Consider the following 22375-nt stretch of genomic DNA (forward strand, 5'->3'; position numbering starts at 1 on the left):
GCCCGGTTACATTTCGAACCCGGAAGCTAAGCCTTTCAGCGCCGATGGTACTGCAGGGGGGACCCTGTGGGAGAGTAGGACGCCGCCGAACAATCATTGTGGGAAAGCCCCGCACCTTATGGTGCGGGGCTTTTCTGCTTTTTCCCGCTCGGTAGGCTCACGGTATGCGCTATGACCTGGTCATCTTCGACAACGATGGCGTACTGGTGGACAGCGAGCCGATCTCCAATCGGATCCTGGCCGAGTACCTCACGGAATTGGGATACCCGACGACGTACGAGGATTCGTTGCGGGACTACATGGGTGCGGCGGTGCACCGTATCCATGATGTGGTGCTCGAGCGGTCCGGTGAGCGGCTGCCGGCGGAATTCGATGCGATATTTCACGGCCGGGTATTCGACGCGTTCCGGAGGCAGTTGGAGCCGGTCGACGGGGTGGCCGACGTACTGGAGAAGCTCGCCGTGGAGGAGGTTCCGTACTGCGTCGGATCGTCGGGGAGCCATGCGCGGATCCGGGTGGCGCTGGGGAAGACCGGGCTGTTCGATCGGTTCGGGGCGGAGCGGATCTTCTCGTCGCAGGATGTGGGGCGGGGGAAGCCGGCACCGGATCTGTTTCTGCATGCCGCACGGGTGATGGGCGTCGCGCCGCAGCGGTGTGCGGTGGTCGAGGACAGCGTGCTGGGGGTGCGGGCCGCGGTTGCTGCGGGGATGGACGTCTTCGGGTTCACGGCGATGACGCCGGCGGCGCAGCTGGCGGAGGCCGGGGCGACGGCGCTGTTCAGGGAGATGGCCGAGCTACCCGGGCTGCTGCAGTGAGGCACACAATTGGTTGAGTGATCCATCTACCCATCGGTAGCGCGGAGTCCTAGGCTGTGCGGCCATGACGGCCCCACGGGTACCAGGAGCGCAGCTGCGGCACGGGCGGGTCTCGCTCGCCCTCAGCTTCTTCATCCAGGGAGCGGTCTTCGCCCTCCTGGTGACGCGTATACCGGCGATACAGGACCGCTACGGGATATCCGACGGTCTGCTGCCCGTGTTTCTGGCCGCTGTGCCGGTGCTGGCCGGCGTCGGCAGTGTGGGCACCGAGCATCTGGTGAAGCGGGTGCGGCCGAGCCGGGTGCTGCGGAGCGTCCAGCCGGTGGTGTGTCTGGCGCTGCTGGCCGCCGGGTCGGTCGGGTCGACGGCGCAGGTGGCGGTGGCGCTGGCGGTGTTCGGACTGTCGGTGGGTGCGCTGGATGCCTCGATGAACATGCTCGGCGTCAGCCTCCAGCGGGTGTACGGGCGGAGCATCATGCTCGGCTTCCACGCCGCGTACAGCCTGGGCGGCATCGTGGGGGCGTCGCTGGCGTGGGCCGGGGCGCACTGGCATCTGTCGCTGGCGGGGCTGTACGGGCCGGTGGTGCTGGTGCTCGTGCCGTTGGCCCTGGTGGTCAGCAGGTGGTTCGTGGACGCGCGGGAGAAGGCAGGGGACGGGGCGGCGGCCGGCGGGGCTGCGAAGCCCGCTCCGGTGCCGATGCGTCTGCTGTTGCCGCTGTGCCTGGTCATGGCGTTCGCGTATATCGGGGACTCGACGGTTTCCAATTGGAGCGCCAAATACCTCCAGGACGTCCTGGGCAGCTCGGAGCAGCTCGCGACCGTCCCGTACAACGTCTATATGGTCACCACGCTGCTCGGGCGGGCCGTCGGTGACGTGGGGGTGCGGCGGTTCGGCGCGGTGGCGGTGGTGCGGGCCGGGTCGGTGGTCGCGGCCGGGGGCTTTGCGGTGGTCGCGGTAGCGCCGGGGGCGTGGACCGGGATGGCGGGCTTCACGCTGCTGGGGCTCGGGCTGTGTGTGATCGTTCCGCAGACGTTCGCGGCGGCCGGGCGCATGTTCCCGGGGGCTTCGGACACGGCCGTCGCGCGGCTGAATATTTTCAACTATGTGGGCTTTCTGGTGGGCTCTCCGCTGGTGGGGGCGTTGGGCGATGCCTGGAGCTATCGCGGGGCCATGCTCATACCGATGGTGCTCGTACTGGTGACCCTGGTGTACGCCCGTTCGTTCGGGTCATCGCGGGCCCTATACGGTGACGGATATGAGCGGCCGCGCACAGCTGATGTGGGATGAGGCAGTAACGGGCTACGACTTCGGGCCCGGCCATCCGATGGACCCGGTCAGGCTCGCGCTGACCATGCGACTGGTGGAGGCGTACGAGCTCGACCGGGGGCCTCTGGAGGTGGTCGCGGCCAAGCCTGCCGGGGACTCCACGCTGCGGCTGGTGCACCGCGAGGACTACATCAAGGCGGTGCGCAGTGCTTCGGCCGATCCGGCCTCGGCGGACATGTCGTACGGGCTGGGGACCGAGGACGACCCGGCCTTCGCGGGGATCCACGAGGCGTCGGCGCTGATCGCCGGGCAGTCCGTCGGGGCGGCGGAGGCGGTCTGGCGCGGTGACGCGCTGCACGCGGTGAACTTCGCCGGCGGGCTGCACCATGCGATGCCGGGCGGCGCGTCGGGCTTCTGCATCTACAACGACGCGGCGCTGGCCATCGCGCGGTTGCTGGAGCTGGGCGCCGAGCGGGTCGCGTACGTGGACGTGGACGTGCACCACGGGGACGGCGTGCAGGCGGCGTTCTGGGAGGACCCGCGGGTGCTGACGGTCTCGTTGCACGAGCATCCGCGGACGCTGTTTCCGCAGACCGGCTGGCCGGAGGAGACCGGTGGCGCGGGCGCGGAGGGCAGTGCGGTCAATGTGGCGCTGCCGGCCGGCACCGGTGACGAGGGCTGGCTGCGGGCCTTCCACGCGGTGGTGCCGGAGCTCCTGGGCGCTTTCCGGCCACAGGTGATCGTCACCCAGCACGGCGCGGACACCCATTTCGAAGATCCGCTGGCGCATCTGGCGGTGAGTGTGGACGCCCAGCGGAAGGTGGCGGAGTCCTGCCACGAGCTGGCCCACGAGCGTGCGGACGGGCGATGGATCGCGCTGGGTGGCGGTGGCTACGCAGTGGTGGACGTCGTGCCGCGCAGTTGGACGCACCTGACGGCGATCGCGGCGGGCCGGCCGATCGATCCGGCCTCGATGATCCCGGAATCGTGGCGGCACGAAGTGTTCCGCCGGACACGGCAGTTGGCGCCGCAGCGGATGACGGACGGCCGGATGCCGCAGTGGCGGGACTTCGCCGACAGCGGCTACGACCCGGCCGACCGGCTGGACCAGGCGGTGCTGGCGACCCGCCGCGCGGTGTTCCCCGCGCACGGGCTGCTGCCGTGACGGTGCGGCGGCGGACGCCGTAACGCCGTCATAGCGCGCCGGTCGCCGTGACACGGCCGCAGGCGTCCCCGTACCCCACGGATGTGTGACTACCCGTCGGTTGGGGCATTCGTCCGCCGGCCGGCGGACCACCATGTGATGCGTGTTGGGCACCGGGACGCTGCGGGCGCATCTGATCGAGGCGCGGCTCGCGGGGACGATCGCGACCACGCGCGAGAAGAGTCTGGGACGCTACCGGCTCTTCTCGGCGCGCGATCCCCGGGTCCTGCTGGGGCTGGACCCCGAACGGGACTGGCCCGTGGGGGAAGTTCTGCGACTGATGGGACAGAAGTGCGGGGTTTCGGTCGATCCCGCGCACACTTCAGGCCCCGATGTGATCGATCCGGATCGTACGCTCGCGGCGCTCGACGGGTTCGCGGACCGGGTGGGTGAGGCGGCCGGCTGCCGTGTTCCGGTGCTGCTGGGCACCGGGCATCCGCACCGGCTGCTGGAGTTCTACGCCGCCCTCGCAGACGCTCTCTCATCAGCGGGTTGCCCCGTTCTCACCCCGGCGTATGGCCGCCGTGTCGACATGCCGACCGGGTTCGGGGTACGCACTCGCTCGCTCGACTACGTACGGGGAGTCGCGCTGGTGCGCGAGGTGGGCGCACGCGGAGCACCCGGTGCGGGGGGCGTGCACACCCACTCACCGCTCCCGGTGCGGACCGCTCTGGGGGCGGCGGCGGATGCCGGAGGGCCGCTGCCGGGTCTGGTGATCGGTGACCACGGATGGGTCTGCGGGGCAGGTCAGCTGGGCATCGAGGCCATCGGGCTGGCGGATACGGACGATCCCGCGCCGTTCGTCGGGCAGGCCGAGGGCCGGGTCGCCGTGGTGGTGCCGCTCGATGACGCCGTACGGTCCGCCCACTACCGGCCCCTGGCGCGCTATGTACTCAATCGGGCGTGTCTGTCACAGTAGGCGGCTGTTCGCTGCTCCTCTTCCCCACTCGCATCACCCGCCCCTAATCTGGGGAGTGAGCGCATAGCGACGAAGAGTCACCGGAGGGGAAGCCGGTGACCGTCTTATGCGGAAGGTGCAGGTGTGGCATGGCTGCAGACCAGAGGCCTCTGAACGAGGTCGTGTTCCTGACCGTGGCGGAAGTCGCCACGGTGATGCGAGTGTCGAAGATGACCGTGTACCGCTTGGTGCACAGCGGTCATCTGCCCGCGATCCGGGTGGGGAGGTCTTTCCGGGTCCCGGAGCAGGCGGTTCACGACTACCTCCGTGAGTCCTATGTGGGGGTGGAGTCGGCCTGAGAAGCCGCCCGGACCCTCGGATTACGCCGTACGCCCGGCGGCGGGTAGGCTGGCCCGATGTAGGTAGTGTGGGCTCGGACGCCCCGCACCGAGTGATTCGAAGTAAGCGAGGGTAGTCGTGGGCTCTGTTATCAAAAAGCGGCGCAAGCGGATGGCGAAGAAGAAGCACCGCAAGCTGCTCAAGCGCACCCGCGTTCAGCGTCGCAACAAGAAGTAAGCGACGCTGGATCGCGTTTCGCGGCCCCCTGCCACCTTGGTGTGGCAGGGGGCCGCGGTGCGTTGTGGGCCGTATGGGCGGGCCTGGGGGACGAAATGCGGCTCGGGGCATCCTGTGGTCATCACCGCGCAACATCGACCAGATAGCGTGGCTCGTGCAGCTCGACTCAGGCGGAGGCCGAGGGCGGAAGGAAGGGCTGATCTTGGGCAAGGTCGTGCTCGTCACGGGAGTCGCGCGACAGCTGGGGGGCCGGTTCGTCCGCCGCATCCAGCGGGATCCCGACATCGACCGGGTGATCGGTGTCGACGCCGTGCCACCGGAGCACCATCTGGGCGGCGCCGAATTCCTCCGGGCCGACATCCGGCATCCGACGATCGCCAGAGTCCTGGCCGAGACGGGCGTCGACACCGTGGTCCACATGGACATCAACGGCACGCCCCTGGGCAGCCGTGGCGGCCGTACCGCCGTGAAGGAAACCAACGTCATCGGGACCATGCAGCTCCTCGGCGCCTGCCAGAAGGCCCCGAAGGTGCAGCGCCTGGTCATCAAATCCAGCGCCAACTTCTACGGTTCCGCCCCCAAGGACCCGGCCGTCTTCACCGAGACCACGCCACCCAAGTCGCTGCCCAGCGGCGGCTTCGCGAAGGACGTCGTCGAGGTCGAGGGATATGTGCGCGGTTTCGCGCGGCGCCGGCCCGATGTGGCGGTGTGCGTACTGCGCTTCGCCAACATTCTCGGGCCGTGCGCGGACTCGCCGCTCGCCGAGTACTTCTCCCTGCCCGTGTGGCCCACGGTTCTCGGCTACGACCCGAGGTTGCAGTTCGTCCACGAGAACGATGCCATCGAGGTGCTGCGGATCGCCGCCTCCGCGCCGCGCCGCGGCACGCTCAACAGTGGCACCTTCAACATCGCCGGCGACGGCGTGCTGCTGCTCTCGCAGACCTCCCGGCGGCTGGGGCGGCCCACCCTGCCGCTGTTCCTGCCGACCGTGACCTGGGCCGGTACGGCGCTGCGCGCCATCGGGATCACGGACTTCTCGCCGGAGCAGATCCGGATGCTGACGCACGGCAGAGTGGTCGAAACGACGCAGATGCGCGAGACACTGGGGTTCCGGCCGCAGTACACGACGGCGGAGACCTTCGCGGAATTCGCCCGCAGCCGCGGACCCGGGCTGTTGCCGCCCGAGTCCCTCGCCCGCACCGTCGACCGGATCGGCGGCGTGCTGCCCGCACGTCGCGGCCCGACCCAGTGAGGAGTTCACCCACGATGGCGGACGCCAAGGTCATTCCCTTCGGCGAGGAGCCTCGGGCGCGCAGAAAGGCCCGGCGGGCCGAGCGCGCGGGCCACGGCGCTGCCCTGGCGCCCGTACCGGAGGCGCGCAGTGGGCCCGAGGAACCGGCGGCCCGGCAGCGGCCCAGCGCCGGGCGGTCCCTCGACGAGCGGATCGCGGGTGGCCTGGCCTTCCTGCGTCGGCGGATCACCGGCGACTACGAGGTCGACGACTTCGGCTACGACGAGGAGCTGACCGACCAGGTCCTGATGTCGCTGCTGCGACCCTTCTACGAGAAGTACTTCCGGGTCGAGGTGAAGGGCATCGAGAACATCCCTTCCGACGGCGGGGCGCTGATCGTCGCCAATCACTCCGGGACGCTGCCCCTGGACGGCCTGATGCTTCAGGTCGCGGTGCACGACACCCATCCCGCAGAGCGTCATCTGCGGCTGCTGGCGGCCGATTTGGTGTTCGTCCTGCCGGTGATAAACGAGCTGGCGCGCAAGGCGGGACACACGCTGGCGTGCGCGGAGGACGCGCAGCGGCTGCTGGAGCGCGGCGAGGTCGTCGGGGTGATGCCGGAGGGGTTCAAGGGCATCGGGAAGCCCTTTGCCGACCGGTACAAGCTGCAGCGGTTCGGGCGGGGCGGGTTCGTTTCGACGGCGCTGACGGCCGGGGTGCCGATCGTGCCGTGCTCCATCGTGGGCGCGGAGGAGATCTACCCGATGATCGGCAACGCCAAGACGCTGGCCCGGGTACTGGGGCTGCCGTACTTCCCGGTCACGCCGACGTTCCCGTGGCTGGGGCCGCTGGGGGCGGCGCCGCTGCCGACGAAGTGGACGATCCAGTTCGGCGAGCCGATCTCCACGGACGGCTATCCGCCCGAGGCGGCGGACGACCCGATGCTGATGTTCAACCTGACCGATCAGGTGCGCGAAACGATTCAGCACACCCTCTACAAGCTGCTCGTGCAGCGGCGCTCGGTGTTCTTCTGAGGGAAGGACCAGAAGAACACCGAGCGCCGGGCCCGGTGACCGCGCAGGGTTACTTGGACAGGTCCTCGCCGTCGATGCCAAGGCCGGGAAGCAGCCCGGGCAGCAGCGGCGGGAGGGTGACGTCCGGGTGACCGGGGGCGTGCTGCCCCTGGCTGTGACCGGTGCGCGGGCTGGGGCTGCCGTCCTTGCCGGGCGGATCCAGCAGGCCGCCCGTATTGCCGCCGAGCAGACCGTCCTCATGGGACGGTGAGGCCGACGGGCGCGGCGCCTGCGAACGGTCGCCGTGGTGGCCCGAGGACGCCCCATGACCGGACTGGTGTGTCCGGCCGCCGGGTGTCGAAGCGGTCCCCGGAGTGGCGGGGGCGTCGTGGTGCGGGCGCCTGCCGTCGGGGGCCTGCGGCAGCAACGAGCGGAGCGGACCGACCTCTTCGTCTATGGCGTCGAAGACCGAGCTCACCTTGTCGCGGACGTCCGTGAGCTGAACCGGAAGCCTGTCGCGCAGCTGCGACCAGGTGCCGCGATGGGACCTGGTGAAGGAGTTCAGCGCCTGGATGGGGCTGAGCGAGCCGTCGCGTTGGTACGCCTCGTGCAGCAGCCGATGGCCCTCGCCCGCGTCATGGGTGACGCCGGCCAGGGCCCTGCGGACCTCGCCGAGCGACTCGTGGTCGAGGTCGGCGACCCTGCCGCGCTCCATCAGGCGACGGGCCTCCATCATGCGGGTGGCGGCCTGGTCCAGAAAGAGCCGCCCGCGGTCGGAGTCGTCGCCGGCCATGCCGAGCTTGAGGTCCTCCATGCCGCGTTTGAGGCCGTAGAGGGAGTCGCCTGGCAGGGCGTCGGAGCTGGCCGCGGCGACGCCGCTGAACGCTCCGGCGGCGACGCCGACCGTCAGCCCGCCCGCGGCCAGCCCCTTGGAGAGGCGGGAACGCGGCCGGAGCCGGCCGAGCGATTTGGCGGCGCGGTGTGCGCCCTTGGATGTGCGCTGTCCGGGCACCCTGGCGTCGCCGGACGGGGAGCCTTCGGCGAAGGCGGCCTCCATCGCGGCAACGAGCTGGGCGCGCTGAACAGTCTTGACCTCAGCGGCCAGCTCCGGCTTCGGGAGTCCCCCGAGGCCGTCGGCGACCGCCAACAGGCGTGTTCCTTCCGGTGTCTGCTGCGCCGGACTGTCGACCTGGTCCTCGGCCACCGTGCCGTGGAGGTTCTGCTCCTCCAAGGCCTGGGCGAAGGCGTTGGCCCGCCGGTGCGCCGAGACATTCGCGATCACCTGCGGCACCTCCTCTCGTCATCCCGCTCGACTCCCCGGACTGGCTTTGACTGTCCAGACGGACCGGACGGTTGCACGCCGTGCCTGGCGGCCACTCGAAAGAGTGAGTGGCGGTGGGCATGGCGTGACCGCATGGAGCCTGCATTCCGCACAACGAGCGCCGCGGCACTCGGGTTACGCACTCACGATGATCTGACCGACCGGACATGGACGGTCACCAAGGGTAAGTGGCTGACGGCGTGCGGGTGTTGGTGGATTCAGTGAGGAGGAGGCGGGGGAAGGGTCAGCGTGCGTCTTCGGGGAGAAGCCGCGCGAGGGTACGGACGGCCCGGTACTGGAGCGTCTTGATCGCGCCTTCGTTCTTGCCCATGACGCGGGCGGTTTCGGCGACCGAGAGGCCCTGCAGAAATCGCAGGGTGACGCATTCCTGTTGCTGGGGGTTGAGCTTACGTACCGCCTCCAGCAGGGCGGCGTTGGAGAGGGACTCGAGGACGGAGTCCTCGGGGCTGCGCTCGACTTCGTTGGCGTCGAGCATCTCTCCGGTGGTGACTTCCAGGCGGAAGCGGGAGGACTTGAAGTGATCGGCGACCAGGTTGCGCGCGATGGTCACCAGCCAGGCGCCGAAGTCGCGGCCCTGCCAGGTGAAGGTGCCGATGCGGCGCAGCGCGCGCAGAAAGGTCTCACTGGTGAGGTCCTCGGCCGTGGCCCGGCCCCCCACGCGGTAGTAGATGTAGCGGTAGACCGTGTCGGCGTACTGGTCGTAGAGGCGGCCGAAGGCGTCGGCCTCTCCGGCTTGGGCGCGTTCGACGAGGTCCATCATGCGACGGCTGTCGCTGTCGGCGGGGCGGCGGGCGGTGGCCGTGCCGGTGCCGGAACGGCGGGTTCTGCCGGCGGCCTTGCCGACCGTGGCGCTCCCATCGGCCAAGGCGTAGCAGGGGCCGGCAGCGGGGACGGCTGAGGCGAATGCGGGGACGGTGTACGCGGTGGGGACAAAACTGCGCAGGTGGTCGACGAGCGTCGTACGCAGCGTAGCCAGGCCCGAGGCGTCAACCCCGACGTGTGGGTACACGGGACTCCCAGAGGCAGAGCTTCCATCACGTGCAGTGCGGGACCGTTCACTCGTCGTAGGGACGTGTGGGTTCCGGATTGCGTCTGAGGAGAATAACGCTTCGTACAGGCAGCGCTACACCCAGTTGTTCAAATCATCGATTACTTACGTTCCGTGTCTGGTTCATGACGGATCAAGTATCGAATATTGAGCAACTATTGATCGGAAGGCGACGTAATCTGCCTGGTTGGAGGGCGTGTTGTGGTTGACCGCCAGCAACGGGACTGACGAGGCGGCGACGGGGGTAGACAGTCGGGATGGTCCGGCCCGCCGTCTTGTGATCAACCCTGGTCAGCGGCGGCGGCGCTGGAGCGCGACGGCGGCCGCGGCGCCGCCTGCGAGGGCACCCACGCCGGCGGCGGCCGGGATGCCGATCCTGACCGCCTTGCGGCCCGTGCGGTAGTCGCGCAGCCGCCAGCCCTGTTCCCGGGCGTGCTTGCGCAGCCGGCTGTCGGGATTGATCGCGTACGGGTGCCCGACGAGCGAGAGCATCGGGATGTCGTTGGCGGAGTCGCTGTAGGCGGCGCAGTGCGAGAGGTCCAGGCCCTCCGCCGTGGCGAGCGCGCGGACCGCCTCGGCCTTGGCCGGGCCGTGTAGCGGTTCGCCCACCAACTTGCCCGTGTAGACGCCGCCCACGGACTCGGCGACGGTGCCCAGGGCGCCGGTCAGGCCGAGCCGGCGGGCGATGATCGTCGCGGTCTCGACGGGCGCCGCGGTCACCAGCCAGACCTTCTGGCCGGCGTCGAGGTGTGCCTGGGCGAGCGCGCGGGTGCCGGGCCAGACGCGCTCGGCCATGTACTCGTCGTAGATCTCCTCGCCGATGGACATCAACTCGGCGACGCGATGGCCCTGGACGATGGAGAGCGCGCTGTTGCGGACGTCCGCCATGTGCTCGGGGTTCTCCGAGCCGGCCAGCCGGAAGTAGATCTGCTGCCAGGCGAAGCGGGCCAGGTCGCGCTTGTGGAAGAAGTGGCGCTTGTAGAGGCCGCGGCCGAAGTGGAAGAGGGCCGCGCCCTGCATGACGGTGTTGTCGAGGTCGAAGAAGGCGGCGGCCGCTTCGTCCCCGGCGACCGGAAAGTCCGGCTCCTCCGGGGCTTCCTCGGGTTCGGGCGCCTCCTGGGAGGACTTGCGGGCGGCCTCGGCCGCGGCCTCGCCGGCCAGCACGCTGCGTGCCGTGGCGGGTCGTCTGCGGCGGGTGAACCATTGGGGAGCGGGCGCCATGACGGTAGCGTAGCCAGTTTGTTCGGTGCGACTGGTTACGGGCGCGTGTCCGGCACCCCTGGTAAGGGAAAAGGTTGCGCAATGCCGGGCGGTACGGGCGCTCCGTGGGGGTTTCGGCGGTGTTCAGGCACCCAGCGCCGTGCGGAGTCGCCGGGGGTCGACGCGCCAGAAATCGTGCTGCTTGCCGTCCACCAGGACGACAGGGATCTGCTCCCAGTACTTGCGGTGGAGCTCGGCGTCCTCGGTGATGTCCTTCTTCTCCCAGGACGCGCCCGTCTCGGCGCAGACCTGTTCGATCACGGCCTGGGCGTCGTCGCACAGGTGGCAGCCGGGCTTCCCGACGAGGGTGACCGTCGAGTCGGCGGGGTTCTTGCGGGGGGTGCGGCTGAACAAGGGGGCCATGGAGTCATTGTGCCGGGTCGGTGCGGTGCTCCGGGGGCGCAGGTTCGATTACCATCGGTGGGCGATTTGTAGGTTTTCCGGGGGCGTAGCGGTAAGGAGTGAGGACTCGTGCTCCCGTCGGCGCTCCCGCGATACCAGTGGGAAGCGAGTGAACGGTGTGACGTGGGAGTTGGTTCCGCGGACACTGGTATAAGCCGCGTGACCCCGGTCACTTTGGGCGGACAAAGCGGACACCATCTTTGTGCACGCGTTCACAAAGGCATAGCCTGCGAGAGACAGGGCGGTCGGGTTCCACGCCGGCGCCCGCAGCCCCGCTCTACCCGCAGGAGCACCGTGGCAACTGGCCGAACTCACCGACCGGCGACCCGAAGCCGAGGCATTCCCGAGGCCACCGTCGCCAGGCTCCCGCTGTATCTGCGTGCGCTGACCGCGCTCTCCGAGCGCTCGGTCCCCACGGTCTCCTCCGAGGAGCTCGCAGCCGCGGCGGGGGTCAATTCCGCGAAGCTGCGCAAGGACTTCTCCTACCTCGGCTCCTACGGGACCCGTGGCGTCGGCTACGACGTGGAGTACCTCGTCTACCAGATCTCGCGTGAGCTCGGCCTGACCCAGGACTGGCCCGTGGTCATCGTCGGTATCGGTAACCTCGGCGCCGCCCTCGCCAACTACGGTGGCTTCGCCTCCCGCGGCTTCCGCGTCGCGGCCCTGATAGACGCCGACCCGGCCATGGCCGGCAAGCCCGTCGCGGGGATCGCGGTCCAGCACACCGACGAGCTGGAACACATCATCGAGAGCGACGGCGTCTCGATCGGCGTCATCGCGACGCCGGCGGGCGCGGCCCAGCAGGTCTGCGACCGTCTGGTCGCCGCCGGTGTCACCTCGATCCTGAACTTCGCACCGACCGTCCTGACCGTCCCGGACGGGGTGGACGTGCGCAAGGTCGACCTGTCGATAGAGCTGCAGATCCTCGCCTTCCACGAGCAGCGCAAGGCGGGCGAGGAATCCGGCCACCAGGGCGGCCCGCCGGCCCCCGTGGCCCGTGCCGCCGCCGCGGCGACCGACGCGCCCGGCGCGACCGACCGCAAGGGACCGGACGGGGACGTTCCCGCCGTGATGCCGGCATGAGCCTCCTCGTCGTCGGACTGAGCCATCGCAGCGCGCCCGTGAGCGTGCTGGAGCGCGCCGCGCTCGCCCCCGAGGCGCGCGGCAAGCTGCTGCAGGACGCGGTGTCGGCCGAGCCGGCCACCGAGGCCGCGGTGCTCTCCACCTGCAACCGCATCGAGCTCTACGCCGACGTGGACAAGTTCCACGCCGGTGTCGCCGAGCTGTCCACCCTCCTGGCCCGCCACGGCGGCGCCGCCCTGGAGGAGCTCACCCCTTATCTGTACGTCCACTACGAGGACCGCGCCGTCCACCACCTCTTCTCGGTGGCCTGCGGCCTGGACTCGATGGTCATCGGCGAGGGCCAGATCCTCGGCCAGATCAAGGACGCGCTCGCCGTCGCCCAGGAGCAGCACACCGCGGGCCGGCTGCTGAACGACCTCTTCCAGCAGGCGCTGCGGGTCGGCAAGCGTGCCCACAGCGAGACCGGCATCGACAAGGCCGGCCAGTCGCTGGTCACCTTCGGCCTGGAGCAGCTGGCCGGTGGCGCCGGAGTCGACGCGTGGGCCGAAGGCAAGCGGGCCCTGGTGATCGGAGCCGGGTCGATGTCCTCCCTGGCCGCGACCACGCTCGTACGCGCCGGTGTGGCCGAACTGGCGGTCGCCAACCGTACGGTGGAGCGCGCCGAGCGGCTCGTGCAGATCCTCACCGAGCCCGGCGGCCCGGGGGCGGCGAGCGGGCTGCGCGCCCGCGCCGTGCCGATGACCGCCGTCGAGGCGGAGCTGGCGCGGGCCGACGTGGTCGTCTCGTGTACGGGCGCGGCCGGCCTGGTGCTGGGTGCCGACGCCGTAGCCGCCGCCCTGGCGGACCGTACGGACAGCCTGGCGCTGCTCGACCTCGCGATGCCCCGGGACATAGACGCCGCGATCCACCGGATCGAGGCCGCGCACCTCGTCGACATCGAGTCGCTGGCCGACGCGTCCGCGGACGCTCCCATGGCGGCCGACGTGGACAAGGTGCGCGGCATCGTCTCCGACGAGGTCGCGGCCTTCGGCGCCGCCCAGCGGGCCGCACACATCACCCCCACCGTGGTCGCCCTGCGCACCATGGCCGCGGACGTCGTCACCGGTGAGATCGCCCGGCTCGACGGCCGCCTGCCCGACCTGGACGACAAGCAGCGCGCCGAGATCACGCAGACCGTGCGCCGCGTCGTCGACAAGCTCCTGCACGCGCCCACCGTGCGGGTCAAGCAGCTCGCCAGCGAGCCCGGCGGCGCCGGGTACGCGGACGCGCTGCGCGAACTCTTCGACCTCGACCCGCAGACGGTCGCCGCCGTCAGTCGGGCCGACACGCGCGACGCAGCACGGGAGCGCACACCATGAACGACAGCACCACACGAGCTCTGAGGCTGGGCACCCGGCGCAGCAAGCTCGCCATGGCCCAGTCCGGACAGGTCGCCGAGGCGGTGCGCGAGCTGACCGGCCGCCCCGTCGAACTGGTGGAGATCACCACCTACGGCGACACCTCCCGCGAGCACCTCGCGCAGATCGGCGGCACGGGCGTCTTCGTCTCCGCGCTGCGCGACGCGCTGCTGGCAGGGGACATCGACTTCGCCGTCCACTCGCTCAAGGACCTGCCCACCGCGCAGCCCGAGGACCTGGTCCTGGCCGCGATCCCCGTCCGGGAAGACCCCCGCGACGCGCTGATCGCCCGGGACGGGCTCACGTTCGAGGAGCTCCCCGACGGCGCCCGCGTCGGCACCGGGTCTCCCAGGCGGATGGCACAGCTCAACGCCTGGGCCAGGGCGCTGGGCCGGCGTGTGGAGACGGTACCGATACGCGGGAACATCGACACCCGCATCGGGTTCGTCGAAAAGGGCGAGCTGGACGCGGTCGTGCTGGCCGCCGCCGGGCTCACCCGGATCGGCCGGATCGACGAGGCGACGCAGCTGCTGCCGCCCGACATGTTTTTGCCCGCCCCCGGCCAGGGGGCACTGGCGATCGAATGCGCTGCGGTCAACGTGGACCTCGTCGCCCAGCTTGCCGAGCTCGACGACCCGGACACCCGGGCCGCCGTGACCGCCGAGCGTTCCCTGCTCGCCGCCCTGGAGGCCGGCTGCTCCGCACCTGTGGGTGCGTTGGCCGACCTTTCCCCACGCTCTCGACTTCGTTCGAGCAGGGGAGGCCCCAAGGCTGGCGAGCAGGCTGTCACCGAATTGCATCTGCGCGGTGTCGTCGGCACGACCGACGGCAGCACGCTGGTGCAACTGTCCACCACCGGGCACGTACCCGCCTCTCTTGACGACGTGTCGACCCCGCTGAACATGGGTCGTGAACTCGCCGCCGAGATGCTCGCAAAGGGTGCGGCCGGTCTTATGGGGGAGCGAGCACTTTGAACCCCACCGTCCCCAATCACTCCGCCTCCGGTCAGGTCACCTTCCTCGGTGCCGGGCCGGGAGACCCGGGTCTGCTGACGTTGCGTGCCGTGGAGGCGCTGGCCTCCGCGGACGTACTGATCGCCGATCCGCAGGTGCTGGACGTCGTGCGCGTGCATGCCCGCGCACACGTGGACACACCACTGCAGACGTCAGCTGACGAGGCGTCAATCCCCGTCACACCCAACGGTGTTTCCGCCCTGCGGGACACCGCCAATCTTGTCATGGCGGCCGCCCGCGCGGGCAAGCGGGTCGTCCGTGCGGTCACCGGTGACCCCGGCCTGGACGGGTACGTCGCCGAGGAGATGCTGGCGTGCGCCGCCGAGGGCATCGTCTTCGAGGTCGTCCCCGGCATCGCCGCCGCCGTCGGTGTGCCCGCTTACGCGGGTGTACCGCTGCGGGACGCACAGGGCACCGACGTGCGCTTCGTCGACGCGCGCACCGCCGATGACCGCTGCTGGGCCGAGCTCGGTGCCAGCGATGCCACCGCGGTCGTCTCCACGACGCTGGATTCGGTGGCCGCGGCCGCCGGCGAGCTGGTGACCGCGGGCCGCAAGCCCGACACCCCGCTCAGCGTCACGGTCGCCGGCACCACGACCCGCCAGCGCACCTGGACCGCGACCCTCGGGTCCGTCGCCCAGGTGCTCAAGGCCGCCAAGGTGCTGCCGTCGCCGGACGGCGGTCAGCCGGTCATAGCCGTGGTCGGTGAGCGGAGCGCCGCGGCGCAGCGCGACCAGCTGTCGTGGTTCGAGAACAAGCCGCTGTTCGGCTGGCGGGTGCTCGTGCCGCGAACCAAGGAGCAGGCCGCGTCGCTCTCCGACCAGCTCGTCTCCTACGGCGCGGTGCCGCACGAGGTGCCGACCATCGCCGTCGAGCCGCCGCGCACCCCGCAGCAGATGGAGCGCGCGGTCAAGGGCCTGGTCACCGGCCGCTACGAGTGGATCGCCTTCACCTCGGTCAACGCCGTCAAGGCCGTCCGGGAGAAGTTCGAGGAGTACGGCCTGGATGCCCGCGCCTTCGCCGGGATCAAGGTCGCCGCGGTCGGCGAGCAGACCGCCAAGGCGCTGGTCGCCTTCGGTGTGAAGCCCGACCTGGTGCCGTCCGGCGAGCAGTCGGCGGCCGGGTTGCTGGAGGACTGGCCGCCCTACGACCCGGTCTTCGACCCGATCGACCGCGTCTTCCTGCCGCGCGCCGACATCGCCACCGAGACCCTGGTGGCCGGGCTGATCGAGCTGGGCTGGGAGGTCGACGACGTCACCGCCTACCGGACCGTGCGCGCCTCGCCGCCCCCGGCCGAGACCCGCGAGGCGATCAAGGGCGGCGGCTTCGACGCCGTGCTCTTCACCTCGTCCTCGACCGTGCGGAACCTCGTCGGCATCGCCGGCAAGCCGCACAACGTGACCGTGATCGCCTGCATCGGCCCGGCCACCGCCAAGACGGCGGAGGAGCACGGGCTGCGGGTGGACGTCATGTCGCCCGAGCCGTCGGTGCACAAGCTGGCCGAAGCCCTCGCGGACTTCGGCGCGGCGCGGCGCGATGCGGCGCTGGAGGCCGGTGACCCGGTCACCCGGCCGAGCGAGCGGCGTCCGGGGTCGCGTCGGCGGGCCCGTAGCTGAGCGGCAGTAGAACGGTTTGAAGGGCGCCTCTCTTGGGGCGCCCTTCTGCGTTACTGCCGTTCGGTGGCGTACGGCAGGAAGCCGGCCCAGCTGGTAGGGGTGAAGGTGAGCTGGGGGCCGTCGGGGTCCTTGGAGTCGCGGATGTGGATGGTGTCGGGGGTGGCGGCTACCTCGACGCAGTCCGGCCCGTCGCCGGTGCTGTAGCTGCTCTTTATCCACGCCAGGGCGGAGCAGTGCCCGCCAGAGGGCTTGAGGGTCATGTCTCTCCCCGCACTTTCTCGATGAAGGCAAGCGATTCCCGTGGGGTGAGCGCCTGCGCCCGGATCATGCCATAGCGCAATTCGAGGATCTGGACCTCTCGCGGATTGGAGATCACCCGGCTCAGGTGTTGGACTTCGAGGTGTCCGAGCGTGGTGCCGTCCTTGAGTCTGAGGAGCCGGAACGGCCCTTCGAGCCCTGCGTTGTCCTGCCGTTGGAGAGGCAGGACCTGGATCGACACGTTCGACAACTGCCCGACCTCCAACAACCGTTCGAGCTGCCTGCGCAGGACCATTCTGCCCCCGGTGCAGCGTCGTAACGTCGCCTCGCACTGTACGAAGCTGAAAACCGGCAGCGCCGCAGCGTGGTTGACGATCCCCTGGCGGTCCATGCGACCGGCGACGCGCCGCTCGATCTCGTCCTCCGGGAAGGGCGGCTGCCGGTTTCCGATCACCGCCCGTGCGTACTCGTCCGTCTGCAACAACCCGTGGATCACCGAGTTGTTGTACGCGCACAGCTCGACCGACTCGGACTCCAGCTTCTTCAAGTCCCGTACCTTCTTGGGGTACCTGACCGCGGCCACGTCCGCCTTCAGCGCCGCGACTTTGCCGTCCGCGCCCGTGACCTCGTCCGTGCGGTCCAGGAACTCCGGCCGGGGGATCCGTCGGCCGCGTTCCACGGAGGAGACCGTCTCCTCCCCGTAACCGATCGCCGCGCCCAATTCCGTCTGGGTGAGGCCGGATGCCTCCCGCCAGAGCTTCACCTGCCGGGCCACGGCCTTCATCACCGCATTGGCCTCGTCGTCGTCCATTCCCGTGTCCCAGTCATCCACGTCTGCCGCCGCCCCTCCGCCGAGCCGTACGCGTCCAACTCCGGTTGCCTCTGCCCCGTCACCCCGGACGACCCGGACAGAGCCGGACCGCAGCCGGACAGTCGCCGTGAGCACGGGCGTCGGCCCTTCCCAGGCTAGATACGTACGACCACGCTGTGTGACATGAATCAGCGAATGGCCCAAATCGGCAATTCCGTCGCAGGGCCAGCGGCGGACCCTGCCCTGGCGCCCCGGTACTCCGTACCGCTCTCCGCCACCCGTCGGGGGGCGCGGCTGGCCCGGCTCCTGGCCGCAGAGCAACTGCACTCGTGGGGGCTGCCGCTGGACCCGGCCCGGTTGATCGTCGCTGAGCTGGCGGCGAATGCTGCGCTGCACGGTCGCGTTCCCGGACGGAGCTTCCGTCTCACGCTCGCCGTCGCGCCGCCCGCCACGCTCCGTATCGAAGTGACGGACACCCGGGGTGATCGGCTGCCCATTCGCACGTACACCGCCGAGGCCCCGGCCGAGTCCGGCTACGGGCTACTGCTCGTCGGGGAGTTGGCGGACCGCTGGGGTGTCGGGGACGGGCCGGTGCCGTGCCGGCCTGGGCGGAACTCGACTTCGATGCCTGACGCCGAACGTCGGACCGGAGCCCGGAAACGCGGGATCCGGTGAGCCGGACGGCGGTGCGGCGGGCGGTCAAGGACAAAGAACCCGGGGGAAAGAACCTTCCAAACCCACCAAACCTCGGATGTGTCACCCATGGGGGTGAAACGCCTCAACTCGGCTGGCGTGGCGGCGGGTTGGGCGGGCAGTCTCGGCCGTGACAACCGCAGACATGCGACGGCCCCCGCCGGGACGGCAATCCCAGTGCGAGGGCCTGACCACAAAAGGAAGCCAGAACCTTCCCGATGGCTGAGAAGCAGCTTAGCGCCGCCGTGCGCCCGCGCCCCCGTGTTCGGCGAAGTGCCGCCCGCACCGGGGTCACCCATATCAGGCACCACCAGCCCGACCGCTACACGATCATCGGCAACCACCTCGCCCAGCACCGCGAACTGTCGCTGACCGCGATCGGGGTGGGCACCCACATCCTGTCGCTGCCCGAGGGCGCCTCCGTCGACATCCGGACCCTCGCCGCCCGCTTTCCCGAAGGGCGCGACCGGATCGCCTTCGCCCTGCGGGAGCTGGAGGCGCAGGGGTACATCGAGCGGGTGCGGGAGCGGACACCCGGTGGCCGGGTGATCACGCGGACCTACGCCCACAATGACCCCGCCGGCCGTGTCCGGGGCGTGGCGGCGGACGAGCGGGTCGCACCTCCGCCTCCGCCTCCTTCGCCTTCGCCTTCGCATTCGCCTTCGCCTTCGCCCGAGCCTGTGCGCGTGCCGTCGGTGCCGTCGGTGCCGCCGGTGCCGCCCGAGCCCGCGGCGGCTCCCGGTTCCCGTACGCCTCCCCACGGCCCCGCCGTCGCGCTGCTCGCGGGCCTGCGCCGCACCGACGAGCGGCTCACCCTCCCCGAGCGGGACGTGCGCCGTCTCGCCCCGGGGGTCACCGCCTGGTTCGTGAACGGCGCCACCGCGGCGGCCGTCCACCGCACCCTGACGGCGAACCTCCCGGCCGAGGTGACGAACCCGGCCGGGCTGCTCGCCCACCGCCTGCGGGAGTTGCTGCCGCCGCCGCTCCCAGCGGATGCGGCGATCCCGGCGGGCCCCGGCCGGGGCGGCGGGCCGCGCCCGCATCCGCTCCAGACCTGCGAGGGGTGCGACCGCGCCTTCCGCGCCCTGGAGCCGGGGCGCTGCCGCGACTGCCGGGACGGCCGTGGCGATCCGGCGGGCGAAGACGCCGTTCTCGCGGCCTGATCACCCGACGCCGAGTCGGCAAAGGCACGTGCGGGGCGGGCGTAGCGTGGGCCGTATGACGAAGTACGGAAGCTTCCCAGGGGCCCGGCCGCGGCGGCTGCGTACCACCCCCGCCATGCGGCGGATGGTGGCCGAACACCGGCTGCACCCGGCCGACCTGATCCTTCCCGCGTTCGTGCGGGAGGGCATCAGCGAGCCGGTAGCGATCTCCGCGATGCCGGGCGTCGTCCAGCACACCCGCGACACCCTGCGGAAGGCCGCAGTGGAGGCGCGGGAGGCCGGGGTCGCCGGGATCATGCTGTTCGGTGTGCCGGAGGACGCGAAGAAGGACGCGGCCGGTACGGCGGGCACGGACCCCGAGGGCATTCTCCAGGTCGCCATCGGGGACGTCCGGGCCGAGGTGGGCGACGATCTCGTGATCATGTCGGACCTGTGCCTGGACGAGTACACCGACCACGGCCACTGCGGCGTCCTGGACGCCGAGGGCCGCGTCGACAACGACGCGACGCTGGAGCGCTACGCCGAGATGGCGCAGGTGCAGGCCGACGCGGGCGCCCATGTGGTGGGCCCCAGCGGCATGATGGACGGCCAGGTCGGCGTCGTCCGGGACGCGTTGGACCAGACCGGGCACGAGGACGTGTCGATCCTGGCCTACACCGTCAAGTACTCGTCGGCGTTCTACGGGCCGTTCCGCGAGGCGGTCGGCTCGTCGCTCCAGGGCGACCGCAAGACCTACCAGCAGGACTCGGCCAACGTCCGCGAGTCGCTGCGCGAGCTGGCGCTCGACCTGGACGAGGGCGCCGACATGGTCATGGTCAAGCCGGCGCTGCCGTACCTGGACGTCCTCGCCAAGATCGCGGACGCGGTCGACGTGCCGGTCGCGGCGTACCAGATCTCCGGTGAGTACGCGATGGTCGAGGCGGCCGCCGAGAAGGGCTGGATCGACCGGGACAAGGCGATCCTGGAGACCCTGACGGGGATCAAGCGGGCCGGCGCGAACATGATCCTCACCTACTGGGCGACGGAGGTCGCGCGAGGGCTCTGAGGCACCCGGCACTCCTCGGTCCCGGCAGCCGGCACTCCTCGGTCCCGTCCCCGGCCTTCGGGGGCGGGACCTTCGGATGCCGATGTTTTGCCCACCACACCCCGGGCACGCGACCTGTTGTCAAGGAAAACCCCGACCGAACGAGGAGAGGGCGACCATGACCGCCAAGCGCACGATGCAGGCCAAGGGTGCACAGGCACGGGGCAGCCTCAAGGAGGCCGCGGGCCGTGCGACGGGCAACCGTCGGATGCAGGCGGAGGGGCATGCGGAGAAATCCGCCGGCCGCTCGCTGGACGCCGCCCAGAAGACCAAGCACACCCTGCGCGGGCATTGACGCTCAGCGCCCCGCCCCCGCCCCGACGGGCGGGAACGGGGTGAGCGACAGAAGGGTGGCCCCGGCGGTATCCGCCGGGGCCACCCTTCTGCGATGCGTCCGCCGGGCCGTCAGAGCCGCTCGGGCGTCCGGATGCCCAGCAGCGCCATGCCCTGGTGGAGGGTGCGGGCCGTCAGGTCGCAGAGGAAGAGGCGGTTCTCGACGACCTCGGCCGGGTTGTCCGCACTGACGACCTGGCACTGGTCGTAGAACGTCGTGAACAGCGAGGCGAGGCCGTAGAGGTACGCGGCGAGCTTGTGCGGCTCGTACGACTCGGCCACCTCGGCCAGGGTCTCGCCGAACTGGTCCAGATGCAGGCCCATCGCCCGCTCGGCCGGGGCCAGTTCGAGCTCCGGGTGGGCCACCGGGCGCGCCTCGCCGGCCCGCCGGATGATCGAGCGGATACGGGCGTACGCGTACTGGAGGTACACGGACGTGTCGCCGTTCAGCGAGACCATCTGGTCCAGGTCGAACTTGTAGTCGCGGCTGGCGGACGTCGACAGGTCGGCGTACTTGACCGCGCCGATGCCGATCTGGGTGCCGTTCTCGACGATCTCTTCCTCGGTGAGGTTGATCTTCTCGTTGTTCTTCTCGCGCACGACCGCCGTCGCCCGCTCGATCGCCTCGTCCAGCAGATCCACCAGCCGGACCGTCTCGCCCTCACGGGTCTTGAAGGGCTTGCCGTCCTTGCCCAGGACCGTGCCGAAGGCGAGCTGGACGGCTTCCGTCCCGTCGTTCAGCCAGCCGGCCCGGCGGGCGGTCTCGAAGACCATCTTGAAGTGCAGGGACTGCCGGGCGTCGACGACGTACAGCAGGGTGTCGGCGGAGAGGTTCTGCACCCGGTCGCGGATCGCGGAGAGGTCGGTGGCGGCGTAGCCGTAGCCGCCGTTGGACTTCTTCACGATCAGGGGCACCGGGTTGCCGTCCGGCCCCTTCACGTCGTCGAAGAAGACGCACAGCGCGCCCTCGGAGCGCACCGCGACGCCGGACTCCTCCAGCAGCCGGCAGGTCTCCTCCAGCATGTCGTTGTAGCCGGACTCGCCGACGACATCGGGGTCGTGGATCTTCATGTCGAGCTTGTCGAAGACCGAGTAGAAGTAGATCTTCGACTCGTCGACGAAGCGCCGCCACAGCGCGAGGGTCTCTTCGTCGCCCGCCTGGAGGTCGACGACCCGGCGCCGGGCCCGCTCCTTGAACTCCTCGTCGGAGTCGAAGAGGGCGCGGGACGCCTTGTAGAGGCGGTTGAGGTTCGACATGGCCTCCTCACCGGAGACCTCGCCGCCCGACTCGCCCTTGTGGTCCAGCTCGTGCGGGTGCTCGATCAGGAACTGGATGAGCATGCCGAACTGGGTGCCCCAGTCGCCGATGTGGTGCCGGCGGACGACCTTCTCGCCCGTGAACTCCAGGATCTCGACCATCGCCGCGCCGATCACCGCGGACCGCAGATGACCGACGTGCATCTCCTTCGCGACGTTCGGCTGCGCGTAGTCGATGACGGTCGTGCCGGCCCCGGCGGCGTACGGCACACCCAGCCGGTCGTCGGCGGCGCGCCCGGCCAGGGTCTTGATGATCGCTTCGTCCGCGACGGTGATGTTGAGGAAGCCGGGCCCGGAGACCTCGATCTCCTTGAGGACGCCGTCCGCCCCGATCGCGTCGACGACCTTGCCCGCCAGCTCCCGCGGATTGCCCTTGAGCTTCTTCGCCAGCGCCAGCATGCCGTTGGCCTGGAAGTCGGCCCGGTCGCTGCGTCGCAGCAGCGGGTCCGCGGAACCGGCCTCCGGCAGGGCTGCCGAGAGGGCGTCCGCGACGCGCTGATGGACCGTAGCTGCGAGGGAAGTGACCGAGGCCATGGGGATGAGCCGTTCCG

23 protein-coding genes and 1 rRNA gene are annotated in these 22375 nt (G+C 70.4%); 17 read left to right on the forward strand and 7 right to left on the reverse strand.

The features are described from left to right. The 9 genes from rrf to ACGFML_RS20525 form a co-directional block, all read left to right on the forward strand. Positions 1 to 91 (forward strand): 5S ribosomal RNA (gene rrf / locus ACGFML_RS20485); the annotation flags it as partial. A 73-nt stretch (positions 92 to 164) separates the two neighbouring features. Beyond that, positions 165 to 815, forward strand: coding sequence for an HAD family hydrolase (locus ACGFML_RS20490; RefSeq protein WP_393545617.1), 651 nt, complete (start codon positions 165 to 167; stop codon positions 813 to 815). Positions 816 to 879: 64 nt separating this feature from the next. Beyond that, complete coding sequence (locus ACGFML_RS20495) at positions 880 to 2103, forward strand: MFS transporter (RefSeq protein ID WP_393545619.1); 1224 nt, start codon at positions 880 to 882, stop codon at positions 2101 to 2103. Beyond that, on the forward strand, positions 2072 to 3247 hold the full coding sequence (locus ACGFML_RS20500) for an acetoin utilization protein AcuC (RefSeq protein WP_393545620.1): 1176 nt from the start codon (positions 2072 to 2074) through the stop codon (positions 3245 to 3247). The genes ACGFML_RS20495 and ACGFML_RS20500 overlap by 32 nt, the downstream gene beginning before the upstream one ends. A gap of 142 nt (positions 3248 to 3389) precedes the next feature. Then, entirely contained in the window at positions 3390 to 4205 is an 816-nt protein-coding gene (locus ACGFML_RS20505) for a phosphatase (protein ID WP_393545622.1), read from the forward strand. 128 nt (positions 4206 to 4333) lie between these two features. Further along, a complete protein-coding gene (locus tag ACGFML_RS20510; protein WP_014144137.1) occupies positions 4334 to 4543 on the forward strand; it encodes a helix-turn-helix domain-containing protein in 210 nt (69 codons plus the stop codon). A 118-nt stretch (positions 4544 to 4661) separates the two neighbouring features. After that, a complete protein-coding gene (locus ACGFML_RS20515) occupies positions 4662 to 4760 on the forward strand; it encodes a 30S ribosomal protein bS22 (RefSeq protein ID WP_003948845.1) in 99 nt (32 codons plus the stop codon). Between the two features lie 202 nt (positions 4761 to 4962). After that, the gene (locus tag ACGFML_RS20520; protein ID WP_393545624.1) at positions 4963 to 6012 is read left to right on the forward strand and encodes an NAD-dependent epimerase/dehydratase family protein; all 1050 of its coding nucleotides are present in this window, start codon (positions 4963 to 4965) and stop codon (positions 6010 to 6012) included. Positions 6013 to 6026: 14 nt separating this feature from the next. Further along, positions 6027 to 7025 (forward strand): lysophospholipid acyltransferase family protein, encoded by a 999-nt coding sequence (locus ACGFML_RS20525; RefSeq protein ID WP_393545626.1) that lies wholly within the window; start codon positions 6027 to 6029, stop codon positions 7023 to 7025. A 49-nt stretch (positions 7026 to 7074) separates the two neighbouring features. Here the strand turns inward: ACGFML_RS20525 and ACGFML_RS20530 are convergent, their stop codons facing one another. The 4 genes from ACGFML_RS20530 to ACGFML_RS20545 form a co-directional block, all read right to left on the reverse strand. Beyond that, positions 7075 to 8286 carry a DUF5667 domain-containing protein gene (locus tag ACGFML_RS20530; protein WP_393545628.1) on the reverse strand — a complete coding sequence of 404 codons (1212 nt, stop codon included), beginning with the start codon at positions 8284 to 8286 and terminating at the stop codon, positions 7075 to 7077. 283 nt (positions 8287 to 8569) lie between these two features. After that, positions 8570 to 9355: an ECF subfamily RNA polymerase sigma factor, BldN family gene (locus tag ACGFML_RS20535; RefSeq protein ID WP_393545629.1), complete on the reverse strand. Its 786-nt coding sequence runs from the start codon at positions 9353 to 9355 to the stop codon at positions 8570 to 8572. A gap of 330 nt (positions 9356 to 9685) precedes the next feature. Further along, positions 9686 to 10615 carry an HAD family hydrolase gene (locus tag ACGFML_RS20540; protein WP_393545630.1) on the reverse strand — a complete coding sequence of 310 codons (930 nt, stop codon included), beginning with the start codon at positions 10613 to 10615 and terminating at the stop codon, positions 9686 to 9688. Between the two features lie 123 nt (positions 10616 to 10738). Next, positions 10739 to 11017 (reverse strand): glutaredoxin family protein, encoded by a 279-nt coding sequence (locus ACGFML_RS20545; RefSeq protein ID WP_393545632.1) that lies wholly within the window; start codon positions 11015 to 11017, stop codon positions 10739 to 10741. 333 nt (positions 11018 to 11350) lie between these two features. Between ACGFML_RS20545 and ACGFML_RS20550 the strand changes: the two genes are divergently transcribed. From ACGFML_RS20550 to ACGFML_RS20565, 4 genes are read left to right on the forward strand one after another with little or no spacing between them, the layout of a single operon-like run. Further along, on the forward strand, positions 11351 to 12139 hold the full coding sequence (locus ACGFML_RS20550; RefSeq protein WP_393545634.1) for a redox-sensing transcriptional repressor Rex: 789 nt from the start codon (positions 11351 to 11353) through the stop codon (positions 12137 to 12139). Further along, complete coding sequence (locus ACGFML_RS20555) at positions 12136 to 13497, forward strand: glutamyl-tRNA reductase (RefSeq protein ID WP_393545636.1); 1362 nt, start codon at positions 12136 to 12138, stop codon at positions 13495 to 13497. The genes ACGFML_RS20550 and ACGFML_RS20555 overlap by 4 nt, the downstream gene beginning before the upstream one ends. Continuing rightward, positions 13494 to 14510 carry a hydroxymethylbilane synthase gene (gene hemC, locus ACGFML_RS20560; protein WP_393545638.1) on the forward strand — a complete coding sequence of 339 codons (1017 nt, stop codon included), beginning with the start codon at positions 13494 to 13496 and terminating at the stop codon, positions 14508 to 14510. The genes ACGFML_RS20555 and hemC overlap by 4 nt, the downstream gene beginning before the upstream one ends. Continuing rightward, the gene (locus ACGFML_RS20565) at positions 14507 to 16165 is read left to right on the forward strand and encodes a uroporphyrinogen-III synthase (protein ID WP_393545640.1); all 1659 of its coding nucleotides are present in this window, start codon (positions 14507 to 14509) and stop codon (positions 16163 to 16165) included. The genes hemC and ACGFML_RS20565 overlap by 4 nt, the downstream gene beginning before the upstream one ends. A 50-nt stretch (positions 16166 to 16215) precedes the next feature. On the opposite strand, the gene ACGFML_RS20570 is transcribed toward ACGFML_RS20565, so the two are convergent. Both ACGFML_RS20570 and ACGFML_RS20575 read right to left on the reverse strand, forming a co-directional pair. Next, positions 16216 to 16425: a DUF397 domain-containing protein gene (locus ACGFML_RS20570; RefSeq protein WP_393545642.1), complete on the reverse strand. Its 210-nt coding sequence runs from the start codon at positions 16423 to 16425 to the stop codon at positions 16216 to 16218. Beyond that, positions 16422 to 17234 carry a helix-turn-helix domain-containing protein gene (locus ACGFML_RS20575; protein ID WP_393545644.1) on the reverse strand — a complete coding sequence of 271 codons (813 nt, stop codon included), beginning with the start codon at positions 17232 to 17234 and terminating at the stop codon, positions 16422 to 16424. The genes ACGFML_RS20570 and ACGFML_RS20575 overlap by 4 nt, the downstream gene beginning before the upstream one ends. Positions 17235 to 17429: 195 nt before the next feature. On the opposite strand from ACGFML_RS20575, the gene ACGFML_RS20580 reads away from it, so the two are divergent. From ACGFML_RS20580 to ACGFML_RS20595, 4 genes are all read left to right on the forward strand, one after another. Beyond that, positions 17430 to 17909, forward strand: coding sequence for an ATP-binding protein (locus tag ACGFML_RS20580; RefSeq protein WP_393546377.1), 480 nt, complete (start codon positions 17430 to 17432; stop codon positions 17907 to 17909). A 236-nt stretch (positions 17910 to 18145) separates the two neighbouring features. Beyond that, a complete protein-coding gene (locus ACGFML_RS20585; protein WP_393545646.1) occupies positions 18146 to 19090 on the forward strand; it encodes a helix-turn-helix domain-containing protein in 945 nt (314 codons plus the stop codon). A gap of 55 nt (positions 19091 to 19145) precedes the next feature. Further along, positions 19146 to 20135 carry a porphobilinogen synthase gene (gene hemB / locus ACGFML_RS20590; protein ID WP_393545648.1) on the forward strand — a complete coding sequence of 330 codons (990 nt, stop codon included), beginning with the start codon at positions 19146 to 19148 and terminating at the stop codon, positions 20133 to 20135. A 157-nt stretch (positions 20136 to 20292) separates the two neighbouring features. Beyond that, positions 20293 to 20469, forward strand: a complete 177-nt coding sequence (locus tag ACGFML_RS20595) for a CsbD family protein (protein ID WP_393545650.1) — start codon at positions 20293 to 20295, stop codon at positions 20467 to 20469. Between the two features lie 110 nt (positions 20470 to 20579). Here the strand turns inward: ACGFML_RS20595 and argS are convergent, their stop codons facing one another. Then, positions 20580 to 22358: an arginine--tRNA ligase gene (argS, locus tag ACGFML_RS20600; protein WP_393545651.1), complete on the reverse strand. Its 1779-nt coding sequence runs from the start codon at positions 22356 to 22358 to the stop codon at positions 20580 to 20582. Positions 22359 to 22375 lie beyond the last annotated feature (17 nt).

It is taken from the genome of Streptomyces sp. NPDC048650, assembly GCF_043199095.1.
Classification (GTDB): Bacteria; Actinomycetota; Actinomycetes; order Streptomycetales; family Streptomycetaceae; genus Streptomyces.